19 protein-coding genes and 1 tRNA gene are annotated in these 20,622 nt (G+C 58.8%); 5 read left to right on the top strand and 15 right to left on the bottom strand.

The genetic code is table 11. From position 1 onward, the window contains the following. Nucleotides 1-309: 309 nt before the first annotated feature. Nucleotides 310-1,077, top strand: a complete 768-nt coding sequence (locus P1S46_02475; GenBank protein MDF1535350.1) for a prolipoprotein diacylglyceryl transferase — start codon at nt 310-312, stop codon at nt 1,075-1,077. A gap of 76 nt (nt 1,078-1,153) precedes the next feature. Here the strand turns inward: P1S46_02475 and P1S46_02470 are convergent, their stop codons facing one another. Further along, complete coding sequence (locus tag P1S46_02470; GenBank protein MDF1535349.1) at nt 1,154-1,420, bottom strand: hypothetical protein; 267 nt, start codon at nt 1,418-1,420, stop codon at nt 1,154-1,156. Nucleotides 1,421-1,603: 183 nt separating this feature from the next. After that, the gene (locus tag P1S46_02465) at nt 1,604-1,984 is read right to left on the bottom strand and encodes an FHA domain-containing protein (GenBank protein MDF1535348.1); all 381 of its coding nucleotides are present in this window, start codon (nt 1,982-1,984) and stop codon (nt 1,604-1,606) included. A gap of 908 nt (nt 1,985-2,892) precedes the next feature. Here P1S46_02465 and P1S46_02460 point away from each other — a divergent pair. Next, nucleotides 2,893-3,069, top strand: a complete 177-nt coding sequence (locus P1S46_02460; protein ID MDF1535347.1) for a universal stress protein — start codon at nt 2,893-2,895, stop codon at nt 3,067-3,069. Between the two features lie 102 nt (nt 3,070-3,171). Here P1S46_02460 and P1S46_02455 read toward each other — a convergent pair. From P1S46_02455 to dnaK, 6 genes are all read right to left on the bottom strand, one after another. Then, nucleotides 3,172-3,248: transfer RNA gene (locus P1S46_02455), tRNA-Arg, on the bottom strand. A gap of 150 nt (nt 3,249-3,398) precedes the next feature. Then, nucleotides 3,399-3,710 carry an MTH1187 family thiamine-binding protein gene (locus tag P1S46_02450; GenBank protein MDF1535346.1) on the bottom strand — a complete coding sequence of 104 codons (312 nt, stop codon included), beginning with the start codon at nt 3,708-3,710 and terminating at the stop codon, nt 3,399-3,401. Nucleotides 3,711-3,778: 68 nt separating this feature from the next. Then, entirely contained in the window at nt 3,779-4,714 is a 936-nt protein-coding gene (locus tag P1S46_02445) for a redoxin domain-containing protein (protein MDF1535345.1), read from the bottom strand. 167 nt (nt 4,715-4,881) lie between these two features. Then, entirely contained in the window at nt 4,882-5,832 is a 951-nt protein-coding gene (locus P1S46_02440; GenBank protein MDF1535344.1) for a redoxin domain-containing protein, read from the bottom strand. Nucleotides 5,833-6,019: 187 nt separating this feature from the next. Continuing rightward, entirely contained in the window at nt 6,020-6,892 is an 873-nt protein-coding gene (locus tag P1S46_02435; protein ID MDF1535343.1) for a redoxin family protein, read from the bottom strand. Between the two features lie 196 nt (nt 6,893-7,088). After that, the gene (gene dnaK, locus P1S46_02430; GenBank protein ID MDF1535342.1) at nt 7,089-8,990 is read right to left on the bottom strand and encodes a molecular chaperone DnaK; all 1,902 of its coding nucleotides are present in this window, start codon (nt 8,988-8,990) and stop codon (nt 7,089-7,091) included. A 497-nt stretch (nt 8,991-9,487) separates the two neighbouring features. Here dnaK and pcnB point away from each other — a divergent pair, with 497 nt between their 5' ends. The 3 genes from pcnB to P1S46_02415 all read left to right on the top strand — a co-directional run bounded on the left by pcnB (nt 9,488) and on the right by P1S46_02415 (nt 12,618). After that, nucleotides 9,488-10,816 carry a polynucleotide adenylyltransferase PcnB gene (gene pcnB, locus P1S46_02425; protein MDF1535341.1) on the top strand — a complete coding sequence of 443 codons (1,329 nt, stop codon included), beginning with the start codon at nt 9,488-9,490 and terminating at the stop codon, nt 10,814-10,816. Then, complete coding sequence (locus P1S46_02420) at nt 10,767-11,531, top strand: TrmH family RNA methyltransferase (GenBank protein ID MDF1535340.1); 765 nt, start codon at nt 10,767-10,769, stop codon at nt 11,529-11,531. The genes pcnB and P1S46_02420 overlap by 50 nt, the downstream gene beginning before the upstream one ends. 460 nt (nt 11,532-11,991) lie before the next feature. Beyond that, complete coding sequence (locus P1S46_02415; protein ID MDF1535339.1) at nt 11,992-12,618, top strand: hypothetical protein; 627 nt, start codon at nt 11,992-11,994, stop codon at nt 12,616-12,618. 173 nt (nt 12,619-12,791) lie between these two features. Here the strand turns inward: P1S46_02415 and P1S46_02410 are convergent, their stop codons facing one another. The 7 genes from P1S46_02410 to accD all read right to left on the bottom strand — a co-directional run bounded on the left by P1S46_02410 (nt 12,792) and on the right by accD (nt 20,622). Then, nucleotides 12,792-12,995 (bottom strand): hypothetical protein, encoded by a 204-nt coding sequence (locus tag P1S46_02410; protein ID MDF1535338.1) that lies wholly within the window; start codon nt 12,993-12,995, stop codon nt 12,792-12,794. A gap of 466 nt (nt 12,996-13,461) precedes the next feature. Continuing rightward, on the bottom strand, nt 13,462-14,067 hold the full coding sequence (gene lepB / locus P1S46_02405) for a signal peptidase I (GenBank protein MDF1535337.1): 606 nt from the start codon (nt 14,065-14,067) through the stop codon (nt 13,462-13,464). A 270-nt stretch (nt 14,068-14,337) separates the two neighbouring features. Beyond that, entirely contained in the window at nt 14,338-16,134 is a 1,797-nt protein-coding gene (lepA, locus tag P1S46_02400) for a translation elongation factor 4 (GenBank protein MDF1535336.1), read from the bottom strand. A 93-nt stretch (nt 16,135-16,227) separates the two neighbouring features. Next, entirely contained in the window at nt 16,228-16,473 is a 246-nt protein-coding gene (locus tag P1S46_02395; protein ID MDF1535335.1) for a hypothetical protein, read from the bottom strand. A 123-nt stretch (nt 16,474-16,596) separates the two neighbouring features. Next, complete coding sequence (locus P1S46_02390) at nt 16,597-18,405, bottom strand: putative LPS assembly protein LptD (protein ID MDF1535334.1); 1,809 nt, start codon at nt 18,403-18,405, stop codon at nt 16,597-16,599. Then, on the bottom strand, nt 18,353-19,774 hold the full coding sequence (locus P1S46_02385; GenBank protein MDF1535333.1) for a bifunctional folylpolyglutamate synthase/dihydrofolate synthase: 1,422 nt from the start codon (nt 19,772-19,774) through the stop codon (nt 18,353-18,355). The genes P1S46_02390 and P1S46_02385 overlap by 53 nt, the downstream gene beginning before the upstream one ends. Then, on the bottom strand, nt 19,771-20,622 hold the full coding sequence (accD, locus tag P1S46_02380; protein MDF1535332.1) for an acetyl-CoA carboxylase, carboxyltransferase subunit beta: 852 nt from the start codon (nt 20,620-20,622) through the stop codon (nt 19,771-19,773). Before accD ends, P1S46_02385 begins: the two co-directional genes overlap by 4 nt.

Here is a 20,622-nt window from a genome sequence, read left to right as displayed (position 1 = left end):
CTTTAGTATTCCGCACAAGCGAACGACTCAGCAACGCCGCCGGAACGGAAAAGAACCTCGTGAATAGTCCGGGCTAGGAGTCTGTGCCCTCCCTGTTAAAAAACAGGGAGGTTCTCTGACAGACTCCTGGCTTAAGTTTTTCGAAAGGCAATTCAGCGAAAAACGGGAAAACATATGGACACGGAGATGGGGGGAGGGGGAGACACGGAGAAAAAGTTCTTCTCTCCGCGTCCCCGTGTCACCGCGTCGCCGTGTCCTGCCAACATTTGGTAAACCGGTGACCATCACCAGTCAGGACTGTCGACAGGAATGCTCCCAAACCTCACCCTGCCCACCATCACGATCATCGGCCCCCTGAAGATCCACCCCTTCGGGGCCTTCGTGGCCGTGGCCATTCTCCTTGGCTACCAGTTGGCCCTGCGGAGGGCGAAGCGGACCGCTCTGGACACCCAGACCCTTGCCGACGCCGGTCTGTGGGCCGTCGGCATCGGATTCGTCATCTCCCACCTGTTCTGGGCCATCCTGTACAACCATGACCTGGTAAGGGAAAACCCCCTTCTTCTCGTAATGGTATGGAAAGGGATCTCCTCTTACGGAGGTTTTTTCGGGGGTACTTTCGGAGGATGGCTTTACCTGAAAAGGAAGGGAATACCGCCCCTTCCCTACCTGGAAGCGATGCTCTTCGGCTTCGTCCCGGCCTGGGTCGTGGCTCGCATGGGGTGCACCACGGCTTTCGATCATCCGGGACGCAGGACCGGTTTTTTCCTCGGCATGGCGGACGGAGCAGGGGTGGTCCGGCACAACCTCGGATTCTACGAGGTCCTCTGGACTGCAGTTATCGCCATTACGCTCTACACTCTACGGAACTACCGTCCCTTCCGCGCCTTCCACATCGCCCTGGTCTTCCTTCTCTATGCCCCGGTCCGCTTCTTCTTCGACAGCCTTCGTGTCGACGACCGCCTGTACCTGGGTTTCACGCCGGGCCAGTATTTCTCAGTTGTTGTTACAGGATTGGGAATCTGGCTGATCATTAAAGGTTTGAGAAACAGGAGGGTACAGGGGGCTGTAAAAAGATAGCGCGAAGCGCAAAGTACGAAGAACGAAGGCAGACGCTTTCCTTCGAGCTTCGCTCTTTGCTCTTTGAACTGGCTGATTATCCCTTCAGCAAAAGGGTAATTAGTGATACCAGGGCAATCAGGACGCTCAGGGCCCCGAAGATCACCTTCCACCGGTGAAGCTGCAGCTGCTTTTCCGCCGCCTCCGCAGAGCGCTCAGCGGGGGTTTTGCCGCCGGCTGGCACGGGCACAGGCTGGACGGACGAAGGAGCGGTGACCCCGGCAGTTACGGACCCCTTCTTGGCCGCCTTCGCCTCGGCCTTGGCTAGCTTTTTCAGGGATTTGTGATTGTCTCTGCCGGGCAACGATCAACTCCAGATTCCGAAGTTAATCCAAGATCCAAGGTCCGAAATCCAAGGGAAAATTCGAGTCCTGGACATGGTCTTAGACCTGGTACCGGAAGAAAGACTCATGGATTATCTTCAGACTCGGACTACGTCCAGGTCCAGGTTTTTTCCAGACACCAGATCCTAGACACTAGACTCTGTTTATCTCTTCTTCCCTGCCTTCGATGAGTCCAGGGCGATCGTCCCGTCGATGTCCGCGAGGCTCACGTTCTTCCCCTCACCGTAGTCGGTGGGATCCGCCCTGAACAAAAGGGTGTGCTTCCCCACCGTGATCCGGTCGCCCTCCTTGATCCCCTGCTTCCAGCTCACTTTCAGGTCATTGACGAACACCCCGTTGGTGCTGTTCTTGTCCTCCACGAAGAAGGGATACCCCTGCCGGTAGATCTCGGCGTGGAACCGGGACACCGCCGGGTTGTCCAGCTTGATCTGGTTGGACGGGTCGCGCCCCACCTTAACGGGCTCGTTGCCCACGTGGACCTCGCGGATGACCTTTTCGTTGAACATGACGATGAGTTTGGCCATAGGGGGGAATCTCCGATTCAGTAATCAGTGATCAGTGATCAGTGATCAGTGATCAGTAACCAGTAACCAGTAACCAGTAACCAGTAACCAGACAGAACGATAGCAAAAGATGGAAGGCAAGTCCAAGATTCGACACCGATTTCAACGCCGATGGATATGTCCACGGGACCGCATTAAAATGGGCGTGCCTTTAAAAAGATGCATGTTTTGCCAGGTCGGCAGGCGTCATTCTTCGCGTGGGCCGAAAAACTTTATTGATCTCCCCCCCCCAGCTGCTCTGTGAGGATGACGGCCAGTTGCATGCCGAGGGTATTCGTTTTTTGAAAATGCCCTCCCCCGAGCAGACAAACGGATTCCACAGGAGATGGAGAGCCCGGGGCAAGGGAGCGAGGGAATTTTTTCACCCTTCGATCACGCCCGCGGCGTGACTCAGGATTGGAATCTCAGATCTCAGTACCCGAATCTCAGATCTCAAATCTCAGATCTCAGGGCTCAAAGGTTTCCTGTGTTACCCTGCCTGCCCAGAGCTTGCCGCCTGTCCCGCTTGGCGTGAGCCTAGTCGAACGGAGCCTGCCGAGGGGAAGGGTGGTTCAGCCTGAGAATGGCTGAGCTGCTGTTAATCCGCTCTCGCCGCCTTTACAGGAACCGAGATCGCTTCGCCCAGGTGTCAGCTCGCGAAGACAAGCGTTGCTGGATTCCGGGTCATCGCCTCGCTCTGCCCGGAATGACGGAGCAGGTTATCCCATGATTTGTGTCCCTCTCCGTGTCCTCCGCCTGCCCTGCCTGCCTTAGTCACGCCACAGGCGTGATCGAAAGGAGCTTGTCGAGGGATGCCTCCGTGGTTAATGCTCTTCCGGGCCTTTAAGTGACACCACTCAGGTACGCATTAATCGGATAAACCGACTATTCTGTGCACCTTCGCGCTTTCTGACCATGCCGACATGCTGATCATCGGGACCCACGGCAAGGGGCTGACGGAACACACCTTCATGGGGGACGTGGCCCACAAGGTCCTCAAGAGGATCCGGGTCCCTACGATATCGGTGCCGGCCGTCAAGTTCCCCGGCGGCGCTGATGCTGCCTGACGCCAGGATGTCTTGACCTACGGTCATCAGGTTCTCACCCTGTATCGCAGATATCAGTGCAAAAAAGAAAGCCGCCCATGAAGGACGGCTTCCTTTTTTGCATGGCGCGCGATGCAGGATTCGAACCTGCGGCCTTTGCCTCCGGAGGGCAACGCTCTATCCATCTGAGCTAATCGCGCAACGTGGTTTCCGTTGTTCACCTGCCGGTGTTACGGAAACCACGTGATAGCACCGTCATAGGTGCAAGTCAAGACAGCGTGCCGGAATACCTCGATACGCTGTGAAGACGGATGGCGTGATGCCAGGGATGCCCCGACAGGCTCCCGGGATCATTTCTTTTTACTGGCCAGACGGCTCTCGACAGATCTTACTTTATCGCCCGCAGAGGCATCCTTATCCCTTCGCTCGTCGATGACAAGGCGTGTCGACACCCGCTCGACACCCTTGTTGAAAGGAACACGGTGCAGGAGCCTCACCACCTCGAGAACCTCCTCCAGGGTGCCCTCCAGGATGGTTCCCATTGGGGTAAGGGTGTATCGGATACCGGTTTCCTGGAGAACCTCGACGCACCCGGCCACGTAGCGGCTCAGGCTCGGAGTTCCCGTGCCCAGGGGCACAACGCTGATCTCGGCGATAACCATGGGAGAAGTTTACAGTATACGGTTCACGGTGAACAGTACTTAACTGTCTACAGTAAACTGTGAACTGTCTACTCTTTACCCTCCATCAGCAGCCTCATACGCTCCATGGGACTGATCTCTTTTTCAGTCTCAGCCTTCGCCGGCGCATCGGAGGTGTACGCCGGGGCTGCCTTTTGCCCGGTCTCCCCCTGGCTGATCTTTTCAATGACCCCTTCAAGACCGCTTGCCGTCAGGAAGCTCCGGAGCTGCTCTTGGGCTTCGGGCGTCCTTCCATCGGCAAAGAAAAGACCCTCGAGAGCGCGGAGCGGATCAGCGTACTCGGGATCCTTCTGCAGTGCCTCTACATATTTGGCCCTGGCTTTTTCGGGGAACCCTTTCTCATGGACCCGTCTGCCCATGCTGTAAAAGAGAAGAGCGTTGTTTTTCGGCTGGTAGGCCAGTTTGCCGCGATCAATATCACCTTCCTCGGCTGGTTCCTTTGCTATCCCAAGCCTGCTCTCCAGTTCCTCCTGGAGATCCAGTTCCGCGCTGGAAGGGAAACCTGGATACCTGTAGTCCAGGGTCCCGTCCGGCTTGAAGAACATGGTGGTGGGAAAAACGACGACCCCGATCTCGTTAAACAGCTCGAGCCGGGCATCCATGATGACCGGGAGGGAGAGGCTGTTCCCGGCGAGGTAATCCCGGATCCTGATCTCATCTTCCGGACCCATATCCTGGTTGTCGGCGTTGACCGTGATCACCTGGACACCATGCCCGTCGTACCGGGCGCCAAAGCGCTGCCAGAGCTCCAGCGCTTTCGCGGACCGCGGGCTCCAGGTGGCCCAGAAGACGACCACGGTGAGCCCCTCGGGATCGGGGACATTGATCTTTTCCCGCTCGATGGTCCTCATCTCCCGCGGCCCGATCCCCTGGCCCACTTCGATGCCTCTTTCAGGCTGCCCGATGGCCGGGACTGCCAGCGTGGATATGATCACCACTGCGATGAACAGAGTTGACTTTTTCACAAGATTCATCCTGGTTGGCCTCTCCTGTTAACCGATCGGAAAAGGGACTGCTTCAAAAAACAGAATCCGGAAGAGGGAATGAGGAATAGGGAAGGGAGAGGAAATGCGCAGGTTCTATTCCACCTCCCCACTTCTCTATTCCATATTCAGAAAACTGGGGCAAGGCCTCAGTTTTCTTTCTCCATCAGCAGCCTCATACGCTCCATGGGGCTGATCTCTTTTTCAGTCTCAGCCTTCGGCGGTGAACCGGGGGTGGCGGCCACGGCTGCCTTTTGCCCGGTCTCCCCCTGGCTGATCTTTTCAATGACCCCTTCAAGACCGTTTGCCGTCAGGAAGCTCCGGAGCTGCTCTTGGGCTTCGGGCGTCCTTCCCTCGGCAAAGAAAAGACCCTCAAGAGCGCGGAGCGGATCAGCGTACCCGGGATCCTTCTGCAGAGCCTCGACATATTTGGCCCTGGCTTTTTCGGGGAACCCTTTCCGGTGGAGCATTTTACCCATGTTGAAGAACAAAAGCGCGTTGTTCCTCGGCTGGTAAGCCAGCTTGCCGCGGCTGGCGGCCTCTTCCTGTGTGGGTTCCTTCGCTATCCCAAGCCTGCTCTCCAGGTCCTCCTGGAGATCCAGTTCCGCGCTGGAAGGGAAACCCGGGTACTTGTAGTCCAGGGTCCCGTCCGGCTTGAAAAACAGGGATGTCGGAAGGACGATGACCCCGATCTCGTTAAAAAGATCGAGCCGGGCATCCATGATGACCGGGAGGGAGAGGCTGTTCTCAGCGAGGTAATCCCGGATCCTGATCTCATCTTCCCGGCCCATATCCTGGTTGTCGGCGTTGACCGTGATCACCCGGACACCGTGCCCGGCGTACCGGGCGCCAAAACGCTGCCAGAGCTCCAGCGCTTTCGCGGACCGCGGGCTCCAGGTGGCCCAGAAGACGACCACGGTGAGCCCCTCGGGATCGGGGACATTGATCTTTTCCCGCTCGATGGTCCTCATCTCCCGCGGCCCGATCCCCTGGCCCACTTCGATGCCCCTTTCAGGCTGCCCGATGGCCGGGACTGCCAGCGTGGATATGATCACCACTGTCATCAGCAGTGCCGATTTTCGAATGAAACCCACCATCATTGACCTCTCAGGTAAAGAATAATTTCACACAGTAAAACAATATTTGAATTTATCACCATTTAAAGGAAATGAAAAACCAAAACCGGTTTCCGGTTCTGGGTGGTTCCCCTCCGGGGAAGGAAAAGCTGATCTTTCTGAAGCGTGTCACGCTGCGTAAAACGATCGGCTGACCGGGGGGGGCAGGGGGTCATCTGCCCCCGCTGTACCGTTTCGAAAGTTCGGTGAAACCGTTATCGAGGAGAAACACGCCCAGGGCCTTTTCCGAATCCGGGGTCCTGCCCTCGGCGAAAAAATCCTCCTCGAGGGCCAGCAGCGGATCCAGGTATTCGGGGTCCCGCTCCAACGCCTTCAACAGCCTCTGGCGGGCCTTCATGGGAAACCCCTTTTTCTTCAGCTGCACGGCCATATTGTAGTAGAGGAGCCCGTTGTTTTTCGGCTGGTATGCCAGCTTTCCACGGGAGGCGGCCTCCTGATCCGTCTGCCGCTTCCGGAGGCCGAGCCTGATCTCCAGTTCCTCCTGGAGATCCAGGGGCGCACTGGTGGGGAAACCGGCATACCTGTAAAGAACTTTACCGATCCGGTCAAGGAAGAACACGGTGGGGACGGCCTTGACCGCGTAGGTATTGAAAAGCACGAGACCCTCGTCGATGTGTACGGGAAGGGTGACGCCGTTCTCCTCGACATAGCTGTCGATGGCGGCCCGGTCCGTAGAACCGAGTCCGTCCTTTTCAGAGTTCACTGTGACGACGCGAAGGGGCTCATCCGGGTAGGCGGCCGAGAAACGATGCCAGAGCTCGAGAGCTGGTGCGGAACGCGGGCTCCAGGTAGCCCAGAACAGGACAACCGTTACCCCTTCCCCGGAGGGCACGTTGAACCGGTTTCCATCTTTCAGCTCCAGGACCTGTGCGGGAAGGAGATCTCCCACCGCGACCTCCCGGTCGCTGACGCCGGCAAAGACCACAGTTGGCAGCATCGCCAGGAAAACGATCATTGACAGGGAACTGGTCCTTTTCCTGATGCCGCCGGTGAACAACGCCTTTATTATGGTTACTGATCTCAAAGTTCCCTCTGTGGTGGCTAACGTGCCGTTTTTTGCCTGTGGCTGGCAGCTACAGGCTGTCTTTAGCATAAAAACGGGCACGGAGGACACTTATCACCCCCGGGCCCGTCTTGCAGTCACTCATCACGCTCTGCGGATTTTGGGTGCAAACTCCAGGCGCTTAGTCGCTCAGTCGCCCCCTCGCCCTGTCTATTATCTATTTCTCCGCCTCTTCCGCGTCGGTGTATTCAGCGTCCACAACGTCATCGTCGGCCGGGGCTTCGGTTCCAGCCGCCTCACCTTCAGAACCGCTCTTTTCCTGGGCGGCCTGGTAGAGCACCTCGGCCAGTTTGTGGGAAGCCTGGCTGATGGTCTCGATGGAACTTTCGATCGCCTCCTTGTCGTTCCCCTTCATGACCTCACGGCCTTTTTCGAGGGCCTCATCGATGTTTTTCGCCTCCTCCTCACCGATCTTGTCCCTGTTCTCCTTGAGGTTTTTGTTCACCTCGTAGATGAGGGAATCGAGTCTGTTGCGCACTTCCACCGTTTCCTTGTTCTTCCTGTCTTCCTCGCTGTGAGATTCGGCGTCCGTCACCATCTTTTTGATCTCTTCTTCAGAAAGACCGCTGGAGGCTTCTATCTTGATGGACTGCTCCTTGCCGGTAGCCGTGTCCTTGGCGGAAACGTGGACAATACCGTTGGCATCGATATCGAAGGTCACCTGGACCTTGGGCATGCCCCGCGGCGCCGGCGGGAGGCCGACCAGGTGGAACTTGCCGAGTGTCCGGTTGTCCACCGCCATCTGCCTTTCACCCTGGAGAACGTGGATCTCCACCTGGGTCTGGTTGTCCTCTGCGGTGGTGAACGTCTCCGACACATTGTGGGGAATGGTCGTGTTGCGTTTTATGAGGGCTGTCATCACGCCGCCAAGGGTCTCGATACCCATGGAAAGGGGAGTCACGTCCAGCAGCACGATATCGTCCACCTCGCCGGAAAGAACGCCGGCCTGCACAGCAGCGCCCAGGGCCACGACCTCGTCGGGGTTGACCCCCTTGTGGGGCTCCTTGCCGAACAGGTCCTGTACCGTCTTCTGGACAAGGGGGATCCTGGTGGACCCGCCCACCAGCACGACCTCGTCGATGTCCGCGGGCTTGAGGCCCGCATCCTTTAACGCTTTCTTGCACGGGTCCACCGTTTTCTTGACCAGATCTCCGATCATCTGCTCCAGCTTGGAGCGGGTGAGCTTGATGTTCAGGTGTTTCGGACCGCTCTGGTCAGCAGTGATGAAAGGCAGGTTGATGTCTGTTTCCTGGGTGGAGGACAGTTCGATCTTGGCCTTCTCGGCGGCCTCCTTAAGCCTCTGCATGGCCATGGGATCACCGGAAAGATCGATCCCCTGGTCCTTCTTGAACTCGGTCACGAGATAGTCAATGACGACCTGGTCGAGGTTGTCCCCGCCCAGGTGGGTGTCCCCGTTGGTGCTCTTGACCTCGACCCCGTTTTCCCAGACCTCGAGGATGGAGATATCGAAGGTTCCCCCGCCAAAATCGTAAACGGCGATCTTCTCGTCCTTCTTCTTGTCCAGGCCGTAGGCCAGGGCAGCGGCGGTGGGTTCGTTGACGATCCGCAGGACCTCGAGCCCGGCGATCTTGCCGGCGTCCTTGGTCGCCTGGCGCTGGCTGTCGTTAAAGTAGGCCGGAACCGTGATAACGGCCTGGGTGACCTTCTGGCCCAGGTAATCTTCCGCGGCTTTCTTGAGTTTCTGGAGCGTCATGGCCGAGATCTCGGGCGGCGTATAGTTCTTTCCGTCGATGTCCACCACTGCGTTGCCGGAACCGTCCTTGACCACTTTGTAGGGGACGATCCTTCTCTCCTCCTCGACCTCATTGTAACGCCGCCCCATGAACCGCTTTATGGAATAGACGGTGTTCACAGGGTTGGTCACTGACTGCCTCTTGGCCACCTGGCCCACCAGGCGCTCATTGTCCTTGGTAAAGGCCACAACCGACGGTGTCGTCCGCCCGCCTTCCTCATTGGGGATGATCTTGGGGCTTCCACCCTCCATCACCGCGACGGCCGAGTTGGTCGTCCCCAGATCGATCCCGATCACTTTCGCCATTGTCGTCTTCCTCCTTGACTACTGATAGCATCGCAAAAGTCCTGTCGGGCTTTTTGCATAAGGTCATCAACTGTCCGTAAAGATTAGTCATGTACCCCCGGCAAAGCCGGGGGGTTTCCCTAAGTACTAAAATGAAGGCTTCCTATCTCAGAAGAGAAAAATAACCACGAACCGGCTGGTGTCAATGCGATACAGGGAGGAGGGAGACCCGAAACCCGCGATTGGTTTTGTTCTGCCCCGGTCGGGATACCTGACAGGCCGTTTTTTCGGTCCCGGTCCGAAGAACGGGTCCGGGCGGCGTCAGGAACTGTTGATCGATGCCGGGACCCCGACCGGAGGGGTTCAATCGGCGGATTTCGGGTATGGTTCCCCCTCAGTAACACGTTACCCGACTCTTCCGGACCTGTCTGGATTTTTTCCATATGAGAAATTATGTCAAGGATGCCAGGGATCTGGCATCCTTGACATAATTTCTCATTCCCCCTAATAAGGTGGCGATGTCTACACCTTTTGAGAAATTATCACCTGTTCCGGAACCGAAGGTCATCGGACGCGCCGAACACGGCCTGTCCCGTTCCCGAATCGACCCGGATGCCCTCAAAGTTCTTTATCGTCTCCACCGGCAGGGACACATCGCGTACCTGGTGGGGGGCGGTGTCAGGGACCTTCTCCTCGGAAACCAGCCCAAGGATTTCGACATCAGCACCTCGGCCCATCCCAACGAGGTAAGGAAGCTGTTCTCCAACTGCAGGCTCATCGGCCGACGGTTCCGCCTGGCCCACATCTACTTCAAGGGCGGGAAGATCATCGAAGTTTCCACCTTCAGGACCATCTCCGATTTCAGCACCGAAGACGGGCGCATTACCTCCGACAACACTTTCGGGACCCCCGGGGAGGATGCCTTCCGGCGGGATTTTACCGTTAATGCCCTGTTCTACAATATCGCCGATTTCTCGATCATCGACTACATGGGGGGGCTCGAGGACCTGAAGAAAGGGGTTGTCCGCTGCATCGGCGATCCGAAACTCCGGTTCCTGGAGGATCCCATCCGCATGCTGCGGGGAGTGAGGTTCGCGGCCCTTCTCGATTTTTCCCTGGACCCGGAAAGCGACCGGCTGATCCGGTCCAAAGGGGAGATGATATGGGAAGGGGCCGTGCCCAGGATCCTCGAGGAGATCGTCCGGATGATGGGGAGAGGCACCGCTGCCCGGGCCATGGAACGCCTTGTGGACAGCGGCCTGATCTCCCACCTGTTCCCCCAGATCGACCAGCACATCCGCATGGAGGGGATCGAACCTTACACCTCCATTCTGTCCAGGATGGACAAGCGGTTCAGGGCCGGTCAGACCCTTGAACCGTGGCTCATCATGTCCTGCCTGTTTTATCCCCTGTTTGAATTCGTCCACAGGGGCAGCCCCGGCGAAGACCATGCCGGCCTTGCGCGTGACACCATCTCCCCCGCCTGCAAACGGATCCAGGTGCCCCGGAAGGTCCAGGACCTCGCCCGCCAGGTCCTCGCCGCCCAGCCTCGCCTCTTCGGCCTGAAAGATGGCCGGTTCAAACCCCGCACCATCCTGAGAAAAGCCTATTTCGAAGACGCCTTCACCCTCTTCGCCATCGCCGCGGCAGGGGACGACAAGGGTCGGGATCTGATCCGTGAGTGGGAAGAGCTCCGCGGCGAAAAGCCCAGGAGTGATAACCCCAGAAGCGCCGGGGACAGGAAACCACAGGGGCTCCGGCAGGGGCAAAGGCCCAAACCGCGGAGGAGGAGAAGGCGTGGCCCAAGAACCGGGCGTCCCCCGGGACATCCCAAAATTTCAGAGTAACTTCAGCGTCATCCTCCACCGGACGGGCATTCCCGAGAACCTCGGGGCCACCGCACGGGCCATGGCCAACCTCGGTTTCGAGCACCTTATCATATCCGAACCCAAGACCTCCGATTGGGAAGCGGCCCGAAAGCTTGCCGTGGCCGCCGTTCCCATCCTTGAAAACGCTCCCGTTACATCGACACTGGAAGAGGCCATCAGCCTCTCAGGCTCCCGGTACCTCGTAGGCACCACAAGTCGTGACCGCAAGTACCGGGATCTCCAGGAGGTGGCCCAGGCGGCCCCCGGCATCCTTCAACGGGCCGCCACGGAAAAGGCCGCCATCCTGTTCGGCCCCGAGGACCACGGCCTTTCCAACGAGGCCCTGACCCTGTGCCACGCCACCGTCACCCTTCCCACGGCAGGCGAAGTCGAGAGCTTCAACCTGTCCCACGCGGTGGCTCTTACCCTTTACACCCTGCTTATCACCGCATCCCCTGAGCCGGCCGCCGCCGGAGCGCCGGAGTCCGCCTCCTTCGAGGATGTGCAGGGGATGTACGGGCATATCCAGGAGCTTCTCACCGAGACGGGGTTCCTCTGGGAGGACAACGCGGATCACATGATGATGGTGCTCAGGGAGTTCGTGAACCGGGCGGAGCCAAACAGTGCAGAAGTTAAAATGATACGAGGTATTTGCAGGCGTTTTCTATACCATCTACGTAACCGCGGATCATGACGCGGGGACGCGGGGACGCAGGGGAAAGGAGGAGAAGATCGAGTGCAAAGTGGAAAGCCGAAGGCCCTGGCTGTCCGTCGTAGCTCGCCAGAGCGAAGTCGGAAGCCTGCCGAAGGGTGGAAGGTGAAAAGATCTCTGCTGTAAGCTGATTGCCGCAAACTGAAATCAAACGTTTGTCATCGCGAACCGGAAACTGCGTGAAGCGATCCCGGGATTGCTTCGTCACGCCATCCGTCTTCGTCACGCAAAAGGCGTGACTACGCCGCGACAAGTCGGCGTGACTCGCAATGACAGACGCAACAAAATCGCTGGTAGGGGATCTTAGCTTCCAGTACCTGGTTCGAAATACTTAGCCCATTTAAAAGAGTTCCCATGCGTTTTTTTCTGCGTTCTACGTTTCCTGCCCTGAGCTTGGCCGAAGGGTGTTTTCCACGTCCGCCGTAGCTTTATGCGAAGGCGGATGCGTTCTCACTTAGCACTTAGCACCCTTCTCTTAGCACTCAGCCTGCTCGCAGGCTGTTACTCTTACTCCCAGCACGTCACCCTGGGAAAGGACGGTTCCGGGACCATCAAGACCCTCATCGAGCACGAGCAGATCACTTTTAGCGGTGCGGCGGAGAAGGTCGAGAGCCGGGCCAGGGCAAAGTGCGCTAACTCCGAACTGGGCTTTGAGAAGATCCACGGGGCCGAGGTCGTTCAATGCGCAAACTGGGTGGAGGATTACCGCGTGTTCGAGGAGGCGATCTACTCCTTTTCCGACGTGAGCGTCCTGTCCACGGGGATGTGGTCTTACACCTGGGAGCGAGTGGGTCCGTTGAAGGTGTTTACCATGCTCTACGAGACCGGGGAGGGCGCACCTACGGAGCAGGACAAGGTGGACGCCCGCAAGGACATGGAAGGGTACCGGGGGGTCACCTTCTCCGTGACCTTACCCGGTTCGATTGTTGAGGCCCCCGGGGCGGTGGTGGAGGGAAAAACCGCCACCTGGGACTACCCGTGGGAGACGGTCATCGACGAGGGATTGACCCGCCTGGAGATGACGGCGAAGGTCAAGCTCGGCTGGTGGGAACGCTTGTTCGGGGGATAGCTTTATCCCTGAATTGTTCCTAGCAGCGTGTCGGAAAACCTCTTGACACGCTGCTGTAAGTTTTTCGGAAAGCTCTTTTTTGGGTCTTTTCTTGAAAGCAGGAGCATTAAACCGGTGAATAACTCCAGTGAATTACCAAATGTGCCATATATTTGTTCTTTTCGGTCTAAATGCTATTTCCGAAAAACTATATCCAGGAGCCTGCATGGGGTTCTCCGACAGGCTCCTAGGGCCAGGTTGATCCCGGTATTGACCGTGAGGTCCAGGCGATCGAACCAGGAAGGCGGTTCATCAGGCGGGTGGAGGAAGAGGTAGGTGGCAATGACGATGTTGAGGAGGACCTGGAGAAAAAACCAGATTGCAATGATCTTCGGCAATCTGGTTTTCGGTTCCGAGTTCCGCGTTCCGGGTTCCGGGTTCCGAGGAGATCATAAAACCAGTGTAAGGGGAAAGCAGTCTGGAGCCAACTGCTTACAGCAAGAAACTGAAAGCTCTGGCGCACCAGATGGCCGCAGAAAAATATTTTTTAGGTGGGATTTGAGATGTGAGACCAAAATTCAGCGCGAACTTTTACGGCGAATCAGCTTTTGATCTTCTCCTGCGTTCTGCGTTCCCTGCCCTGCTTGCCCATCATAGCTTTAGCGAAGGTGGGAGCCTCGTCGAAGGGTGTGTTCTGCGTTCTCTTATAGGTACTCCGAGGCTACGAACGTCAATTTCCATATTCTTCCCCTCCCTTGAGGGGAGGGGATCGAGGGGAGGGTGAAGAATAATCTCCCCCTCACCCCGGCCCTCTCCCACGGTGGGGAGAGGGAGATTGCAGATGATGTGCTTTAGCGTACCGCATCAATCGATGCCGTCGCCGATGCGGTCGAAGCGTGGCCACCTCTTGGCCTTGTTCCACGACCAGTAGATCACCATGGCCTTGCCCTTGACGTCCTTCACATCCACGAACCCCCAGAACCGGCTGTCGTTGGAGTTGTCCCGGTTGTCCCCCATGACGAACATCTTCCCTTCGGGGACGGTGACCGGTCCGAAGGTGTCGCGGCCCTTCAGGAACGATCCCTCGTCGTCGTAGAAAACGGCGTGTGGGTCGTCCACAGGCTTCCCGTCGATGAGGATCTCCTTTTCCTTCACCTCCACCGTCTCCCCCTCCACGGCGATGCACCTCTTGATGAAATCCATCTTGCGGTCCCTGGGGTACTTGAACACGATGACGTCCCCGCGCGCAGGCTCGCGCAGGGAAAAGATCCTCCCGTCACCAAAGGGCACCCGCCACCCGTAAAGGAACTTGTTGACCAGGATGTGGTCACCCACCAGGAGGGTCGGAACCATGCTGGGCGAGGGGATCTTGAACGCCTGGACCACGAAGGTCCGGATGAAAAGGGCGAGGATGAGAGCCAGCACGATGGCCTCGGCATACTCCCGGGCCCTCCCCTTGACCCCGGTCATGCCGCCCTCCGGGGCCATCTGTACGGTGTCTTCCATGGCTGTCTTGTCTTTGGACAATGGGTGCTCCTAATAATTATTGGTGATTAGTGACTAGTGATTTGTGATTAGCAAACGCCTTATATCTCGTTCCATATGAAAAACGATGATGAGAATATCCGATTTTACTCGAAAAGCCAAAGGGGAGTGCAAGGCACGTATTAGCGTAGAGGGTACGTGCGTACGAGCGTAAGATCTTTCGCTCCACGCTTCACGCTTAACGCACACACGAACTCAGTCGACTTTAAGGATAGCCATGAACGCTTCCTGCGGTATCTCCACTCTCCCCACGCTCTTCATCCTCTTCTTGCCTTCCTTCTGTTTTTCAAGCAGCTTCCGCTTCCGGGTGACATCGCCGCCGTAGCACTTGGCAAGGACGTTCTTCCTGAGCGCCCTGACCGTCTCCCGGGAGATGATCCGGCTGCCGATGGCGGCCTGGATCACCACCTCGAACATCTGGCGCGGAATGAGCTCCTTCATCTTCTCCGCCAGATCCCTGCCGCGGTAGAAGGCTTTCTCCCGGGGGATGATGATGGAAAGGGCGTCCACCGTCTCCCCGTTGACCCTGATGTCCAGTTTAATGAGGTCTCCCACACGGTACCCGATGGGGTCGTAATCCAGGGAGGCGTAGCCGCGGCTCGTTGACTTTAGCCGGTCGTAGAAACCGAAAATGATCTCGGCCAGGGGGATGTCGTATTCCAGCATGACCCTGCGGTCCTCAAGGTACGTGAGCCCCTTCTGCTGCCCCCGCCGCTCGGTGAGAAGGGACAAAAGCCCGCCGAGGTAGGTGTCCGGGACCATGATGGTGGTACGGACGTACGGCTCGTGGATCTGGTCGTAATCCCCCGACACAGGCAGCCGGGCCGGGTTGTCCACCTCGATCCACGACCCGTCCTTCATGAGGACCTTGTAGACCACCGTCGGGGCCGTGGTGACCAGGTCAAGGGTGGAATGCCTTTCCAGGCGCTCCTGGACCACCTCCATGTGCAGCATCCCCAGGAACCCGCACCTGAAACCGAACCCCAGGGCCTCGGACGTTTCCGGCTCGAAGGTCAGGGAGGCGTCGTTTAAGACGAGCTTTTCAAGGGCCTCCCTGAGCTGCGCGAAATCCTCGCTGGCGGCCGGGTACAGCCCGGCGTAGACCATGGGCCGGACGCGCTTGAAGCCGGGGAGGGGTTTGGACGCCTGGTTTTGAGCCATGGTGACGGTGTCGCCCACCTGAACCTTTTTCAGGTCCTTGATGCCGGCCACGATGTAGCCGACATCTCCGGTCTGAAGGAGTTTTTCCTTTACGGCAGCCGGCCTGAAGGTTCCGATCTCGCCGATCTCGTAGGTGCCTCCCTGGGCCATGAGCTTCATCATGGTGCGGGATCTCAACTCCCCGTCGAAGATCCTTACCAGCGCTACCACACCCACGTAGGTATCGTACCACGAGTCGACGATGAGGGCCCGCAGAGGCCCGACGGGATCTCCGACGGGAGGCGGCACCAGCTTCACCACGGCTTCCAGGAGATCGCTGATACCGGCACCGGTCTTGGCGCTGACCTCTAGGACATCCTCGGGATCGATGCCGAGGATCGAGACCAGCTGCCCTTTCACCCTTTCGGGATCGGCGCTGGGCAGATCGATCTTGTTGATCACGGGGACAAGGACCAGGTCCTGCTCCACCGCCAGGTAGGCGTTGGCGATGGTCTGGGCCTCCACACCCTGGACAGCGTCCACCACCAGGAGGGCCCCCTCGCAGGCCGAAAGGGAACGGGACACCTCGTAGGAAAAGTCCACGTGCCCCGGTGTGTCGATGAGGTTCAGGGAATAACGCTGTCCGTCGGTTGCGATGTAGTCGAGCCTGGCGGTCTGGGCCTTGATGGTGATCCCCCGCTCACGCTCGATGTCCATGGAATCGAGGACCTGTTCTTTCATGTCCCGCTGACTCATGGCACCGGTGACCTCGAGGAGACGGTCGGCCAGGGTTGATTTCCCGTGGTCGATGTGGGCGATGATGGAGAAGTTGCGGATGTGGGATTGCTTCATTAAGACAATTCCAAATTCCAGATTTCAAATTCCAGATTGATCCAAGGTCCAAAATCCAAAATCCAAGGGGAAACAATTGGATATTGGACTGATTTACTCCTCTTCACCTTTTCCCTGCCCTGAGCCTTGTCGAAGGGCCCTCTTCTCCTCTTCCAGGGATTCCTCAGCACTCTGCACACTGCACTCTGCACTCGCCTCCCCAGGATCTATCGGAGGAGACATAAACATCCTGAAGGGTCTGGCAGGGTCCTTGAGGTAGATGGAAACGACAAGATATACCGCGAAGAGGCCAAAGGCCAGTCCGAAGGGCGCTAAAATGTAGAACAGTGGTGCTGTCATGTCAAGGGTGGCCCTTGAGGGCCAGGTTTCCGGTTTTCAGAGTACGGTTTACAGTCTAAAAGCCTCAAAGTTGCCCCCATGTTCCAGGGTTCACACTGTGAACCGTAAACTGTGAACTGTAAACTACAATTCCAGACTCATCTTCAGGCGCCAGTCGGTGCGGTCTGGGTTCCTGGACCGCCCCAGGCCGATGGTCCAGCACCGCCCCGGCAATTGGACCGTGAGGCTCTCTTCGGCCATGATCCCGGTGTCCAGGTCGTACTGCGCCTGACCTTCAACCCGGACCTTTCCGAGCATGACATGGCTGCCGCCCTTCAGCGTCTCCGTGAACCCTTCGGCCGACATCCGCCCGACCTCGACGCCGAACCGGGGCGAGTCGTATCCCGCCCGGTTCTCCCAGCCCCTGATCGCCGCGGTCCGCGCATCCATGGAAGGCAGGATCAGGCCGTACTCGGCGTCCCGGTTCCGGGACGCTTCGAAGTAAAAGCCGGAGGCGGAGAACCTGGTGAAACCGTAAGTCCGGCCAAGTTCCAGTTCGGTGTCCTCCCACGCCCCGACGGTAAGGTCCCAGTTCAAACCCTCCGAGGTCAGTTGATGGGTCACCTTTCCCGACATCACCCGCCGCTTTTCGATCCGGTCCTCCGCGTCCCTGGCGACGGTGCCGGAAAAGGATGCCCCCCTGGCCGATGCCAGGGTCAGATCGAACCCGATCCGGCTCTTTCCCCACTCCCCTGCCGCCTCCAGCGCCAGGCGCTGGGTCATCTCGAAGAGGAGCGACCTGTCCTCGATGGTCCCTTCGGCTTCCTCCGATACCAGGGCCCGGGCATGGATCACGCCGCCCAGACGACCGGGACCCGTGAAAACCAGGGACGCCGCGGGTTCCAGCAGGGTCCTTTCACCATCCTCGTCGAACAGGACCTGTCGAACACCGATGCCGGTCCTGAGAGGTCCCAGATCCACGGGTCCCAGGTCCAGGGCTGCCGAACGCCTGTCCGGAGAGGGGCCCGACCTGGACAAAACGGCCAGGGGCAGAAGGCTGCTCGTCTGAACCGTAAACCCGACCGGTCCAGGATCCCACTCCAGGGAAGCGTGCCTGAAAACAGAACCCGGGTAACGTTCCTGGAACGATTGACCGAACAGGGAAGGAGCGTCCGGATCGCCGGCATCGTACCACCTCGCCCGCAGCCAGAGATCCGGCATCAGGGCGCTGGAATGGTCACCTGCGATGTACCAGCGGTCATTATCCCCGCCGCCCATGGCGAAACCGGAAAGATCCCCGCCGCCGCCCAGGTCCAGACGGTAGCGCGCCTGGAGACCAAGGCCGTTGGCGTCCCGGCTGAAGGTCCTGGGGGTCAACGTGACGTCGGCGTAGGGCCCCAGGGTGATGAACACCGGCCAGGAGGACTCGAAGCCGGTCTCGTCGGAGAACCTGAAATCGGGGAAGAGGATCCCGGTCTGCCGGTCGGTTTTCACAGGGTACAGGAGGTACGGCGTGTAGAACACGGGAATGTCCAGTATCCTGAAGGCGGCGTGCCTGGCCTCCAGGTATCCTTCCTTCCTGACGAGGATCTCGGAGGCGGTGAAAGACCAGTCGGGGCAGTCACCCGGACAGCTTGTGAAAACACCCTTGCGGATGCTGTACTCCTCAGGTCCGGTACGTTTGATGTCCTCGCCCCGCACCCTGAAACCGTTCGGGACGATGATGATCTGTCCCCGGGAGATCCCCCCGGTCAGGTCGGACAGGTTCAGGGCGAGGGTGTCTCCCGTGAAGGTCCCCCCTCCCCCGCTCTCCTCCATGACCACGTTTCCCGACAGGCGCATGACGTCCGAGCCGGGATCGTACCTCATGGAGTCGGCCCTGACCGTCACTCCCTCGCCATTAACCACGACCTGTCCCTCGGCGATAACGGTTCCGTCCGCAAGGGTTCGCATGGAACCCGCCGAGACGTCGATCCTGGACAGGTCCTGGGCCCGCGTCATAAGCGGGGCCAGAAAAACAATCAATAGAACTATCCCCACACATGCCTTCTTCAACTTCTGGCTCCTGTTTCCCCAGCTCTTCCAACACTTTCCCCGCCAGGACGATCGAACCTGCCGCGATGACAGTGCCGGACTCTCCCGCCCACTCCCTGGCCATCTTCAGCCCGTGGGAGACAGATTCGGCAGACCGTACCTCGAACCCCTCGGGAAACTGTCCGGCCATCTCGCGTACGCCCGCGGCCCTTGGGTGATCCAGGGGGACCAGGACGACACGGCGTCCCAGGCGCCCCATCCAGGCTGCCATCCCCCCCAGGTCCTTGTCAGCGAGAGCGGAAACCAGCCACACCGCCGGCTCGATCCCTTCCAGGGAGTCGACCAGGGCCCGGACAGCCGCCGGGTTGTGCGCCCCATCCACCAGGACAGGCGGCCTGCCCTGTACCCACTGGAAACGGCCAGGCCAGCGCGCTTCACCCAGACCCCGGACCGCGTCATCCATGTCAAGGGACCACCCGGACCCGTCCATCGATTCAACGGCGGCCAGGACGCACGCCGCGTTACCCAGCTGGAACCGTCCGGGAAGGCCGGGAGTCACCTTGCCCATACTCCATTTCCTGCCGTTAAATTGCAAGGTCCGACCACCAGGTTCCCCCCCGGCCTCCCACCGTGCGTTAAAATCCCTGCCGAAAAGAACGACATCGGAACCGGCCTTATCGGCATACCGGAGGATAACATCCCGGGCCTCGGGAACGACCGGCCCCACGATCACCCGCCTTCCGGCTCTCATGACAGGAGCCTTGTTGGCAGCCACCTCCTCCACAGTGGACCCGAGCCATTTTCCGTGGTCCAGGTCCACGCTCGTGATGACCGACAGGAAAGGATCGGTGACGTTGGTGGCGTCCCACCGTCCGCCGAGACCGACCTCCAGGATGGCCACATCCACTTTCCTCCGGGCGAAATGGAGCAGGGCCATGGCAGTGGCGAACTCAAAATAGGTCAGCTCAACACCCGTGTCCCTGACGTCGCAAACCAGCTCCGTCAGTTCGTCGGGGGTGACCGGTCTTTCACCGACCACGATCCTCTCGGCAAAACCGTGCAGGTGGGGAGATGTGAAACGTCCCGTTACAAGCCCGGAAGCCGAAAGCACGGCACCGGTCATGGCGACCACGGATCCCTTGCCGTTGGTTCCGGCAACGAGCATGTGGGGATACTCTCTATGGGGATGACCCAGGCTCTTCAGGACACCGTCGATCCTCTCAAGGCCTGGCTTGATCCGGGACTCGTTTAGGCTGGCAAGGTAGTAAAGGGCCAGCTCGGGGTTCATTGAGCTGTGAAAGCCCTCAGGAGTGTGACGATGGTCTTCTTGAGTTCCTTGCGGTTGACAATGCGGTCGATCATCCCGTGCTCGAGAACGAACTCCGACCTCTGGAACCCCTCGGGCAGTTCCTGGCGGATCGTCTGCTCAATGACCCTGGGGCCCGCGAAACCGATGAGCGCCTTTGGTTCGGCCAGGTTGACGTCACCGAGCATGGCGAAACTGGCTGTTACACCACCCGTGGTCGGGTCGGTGAGGACCGAGATGAAAGGCAGCCGCTCCCGCCTCAAACGGGCGAGAGCGGCGCTGGTCTTGGCCATCTGCATCAGGGAAAGGGCACCTTCCTGCATGCGAGCCCCGCCGGAGGAGGAGATTATGATGATGCCGCACCTGAGCTCAACGGCTTTCTCGATAGCCCGGGTGATCTTTTCCCCCACCACGGACCCCATGCTTCCGCCCATGAAGAAAAAGTCAAAGACGTTGAGGACAACGGGGACCCCGTCCAGGGTACACGTGCCGGAGATGACCGCGTCGGCAAGCCAGGTTTTCTTGACCGCCGACTTGATCCTGTCCCGGTATTTCAGGGAATCCTTGAACTGGAGGGGATCCTCGCTGTGGATCTGGGCGTCGAACTCCTCGAAGGTTCCCGGGTCCACGAGGAGATTGATTCGCTCCCGGGCCGTTATCCTGAAGTGATATTCGCACTTCGGGCAGACCTTGAGGTTACGATCGATCTCCTTGCTGTAGATGATCTCGCCGCAATTGTTGCACTTGATCCACAGCCCTTCGGGGACCGTTACCTTGCGACGGTCCGATCTTTCCGGGCCGGACGGCCTGCGGCGGAACCAGGTAACCAT

Source organism: bacterium, assembly GCA_029210545.1.
Lineage (GTDB): Bacteria > BMS3Abin14 > BMS3Abin14 > BMS3Abin14 > BMS3Abin14 > JARGFV01.
The sequence above is the reverse complement of the archived record's forward strand: the minus strand, read 5'-3'. Positions and strand labels throughout refer to the sequence as shown.

What these genes read in the sequence shown, in the direction of transcription:
- lepA (MDF1535336.1), bottom strand. Translation starts at nt 16,134, where the DNA reads ATGAAGCAATCCCACATCCGCAACTTCTCCATCATCGCCCACATCGAC.
- P1S46_02465 (MDF1535348.1), bottom strand. Translation starts at nt 1,984, where the DNA reads ATGGCCAAACTCATCGTCATGTTCAACGAAAAGGTCATCCGCGAGGTC.
- P1S46_02475 (MDF1535350.1), top strand. Translation starts at nt 310, where the DNA reads ATGCTCCCAAACCTCACCCTGCCCACCATCACGATCATCGGCCCCCTG.
- dnaK (MDF1535342.1), bottom strand. Translation starts at nt 8,990, where the DNA reads ATGGCGAAAGTGATCGGGATCGATCTGGGGACGACCAACTCGGCCGTC.
- P1S46_02390 (MDF1535334.1), bottom strand. Translation starts at nt 18,405, where the DNA reads ATGCGAACCCTTGCGGACGGAACCGTTATCGCCGAGGGACAGGTCGTG.
- P1S46_02415 (MDF1535339.1), top strand. Translation starts at nt 11,992, where the DNA reads ATGCGTTCTCACTTAGCACTTAGCACCCTTCTCTTAGCACTCAGCCTG.
- P1S46_02440 (MDF1535344.1), bottom strand. Translation starts at nt 5,832, where the DNA reads ATGATGGTGGGTTTCATTCGAAAATCGGCACTGCTGATGACAGTGGTG.
- lepB (MDF1535337.1), bottom strand. Translation starts at nt 14,067, where the DNA reads ATGACCGGGGTCAAGGGGAGGGCCCGGGAGTATGCCGAGGCCATCGTG.
- P1S46_02385 (MDF1535333.1), bottom strand. Translation starts at nt 19,774, where the DNA reads ATGAACCCCGAGCTGGCCCTTTACTACCTTGCCAGCCTAAACGAGTCC.
- P1S46_02395 (MDF1535335.1), bottom strand. Translation starts at nt 16,473, where the DNA reads ATGACAGCACCACTGTTCTACATTTTAGCGCCCTTCGGACTGGCCTTT.
- accD (MDF1535332.1), bottom strand. Translation starts at nt 20,622, where the DNA reads ATGGTTACCTGGTTCCGCCGCAGGCCGTCCGGCCCGGAAAGATCGGAC.
- pcnB (MDF1535341.1), top strand. Translation starts at nt 9,488, where the DNA reads ATGTCTACACCTTTTGAGAAATTATCACCTGTTCCGGAACCGAAGGTC.
- P1S46_02450 (MDF1535346.1), bottom strand. Translation starts at nt 3,710, where the DNA reads ATGGTTATCGCCGAGATCAGCGTTGTGCCCCTGGGCACGGGAACTCCG.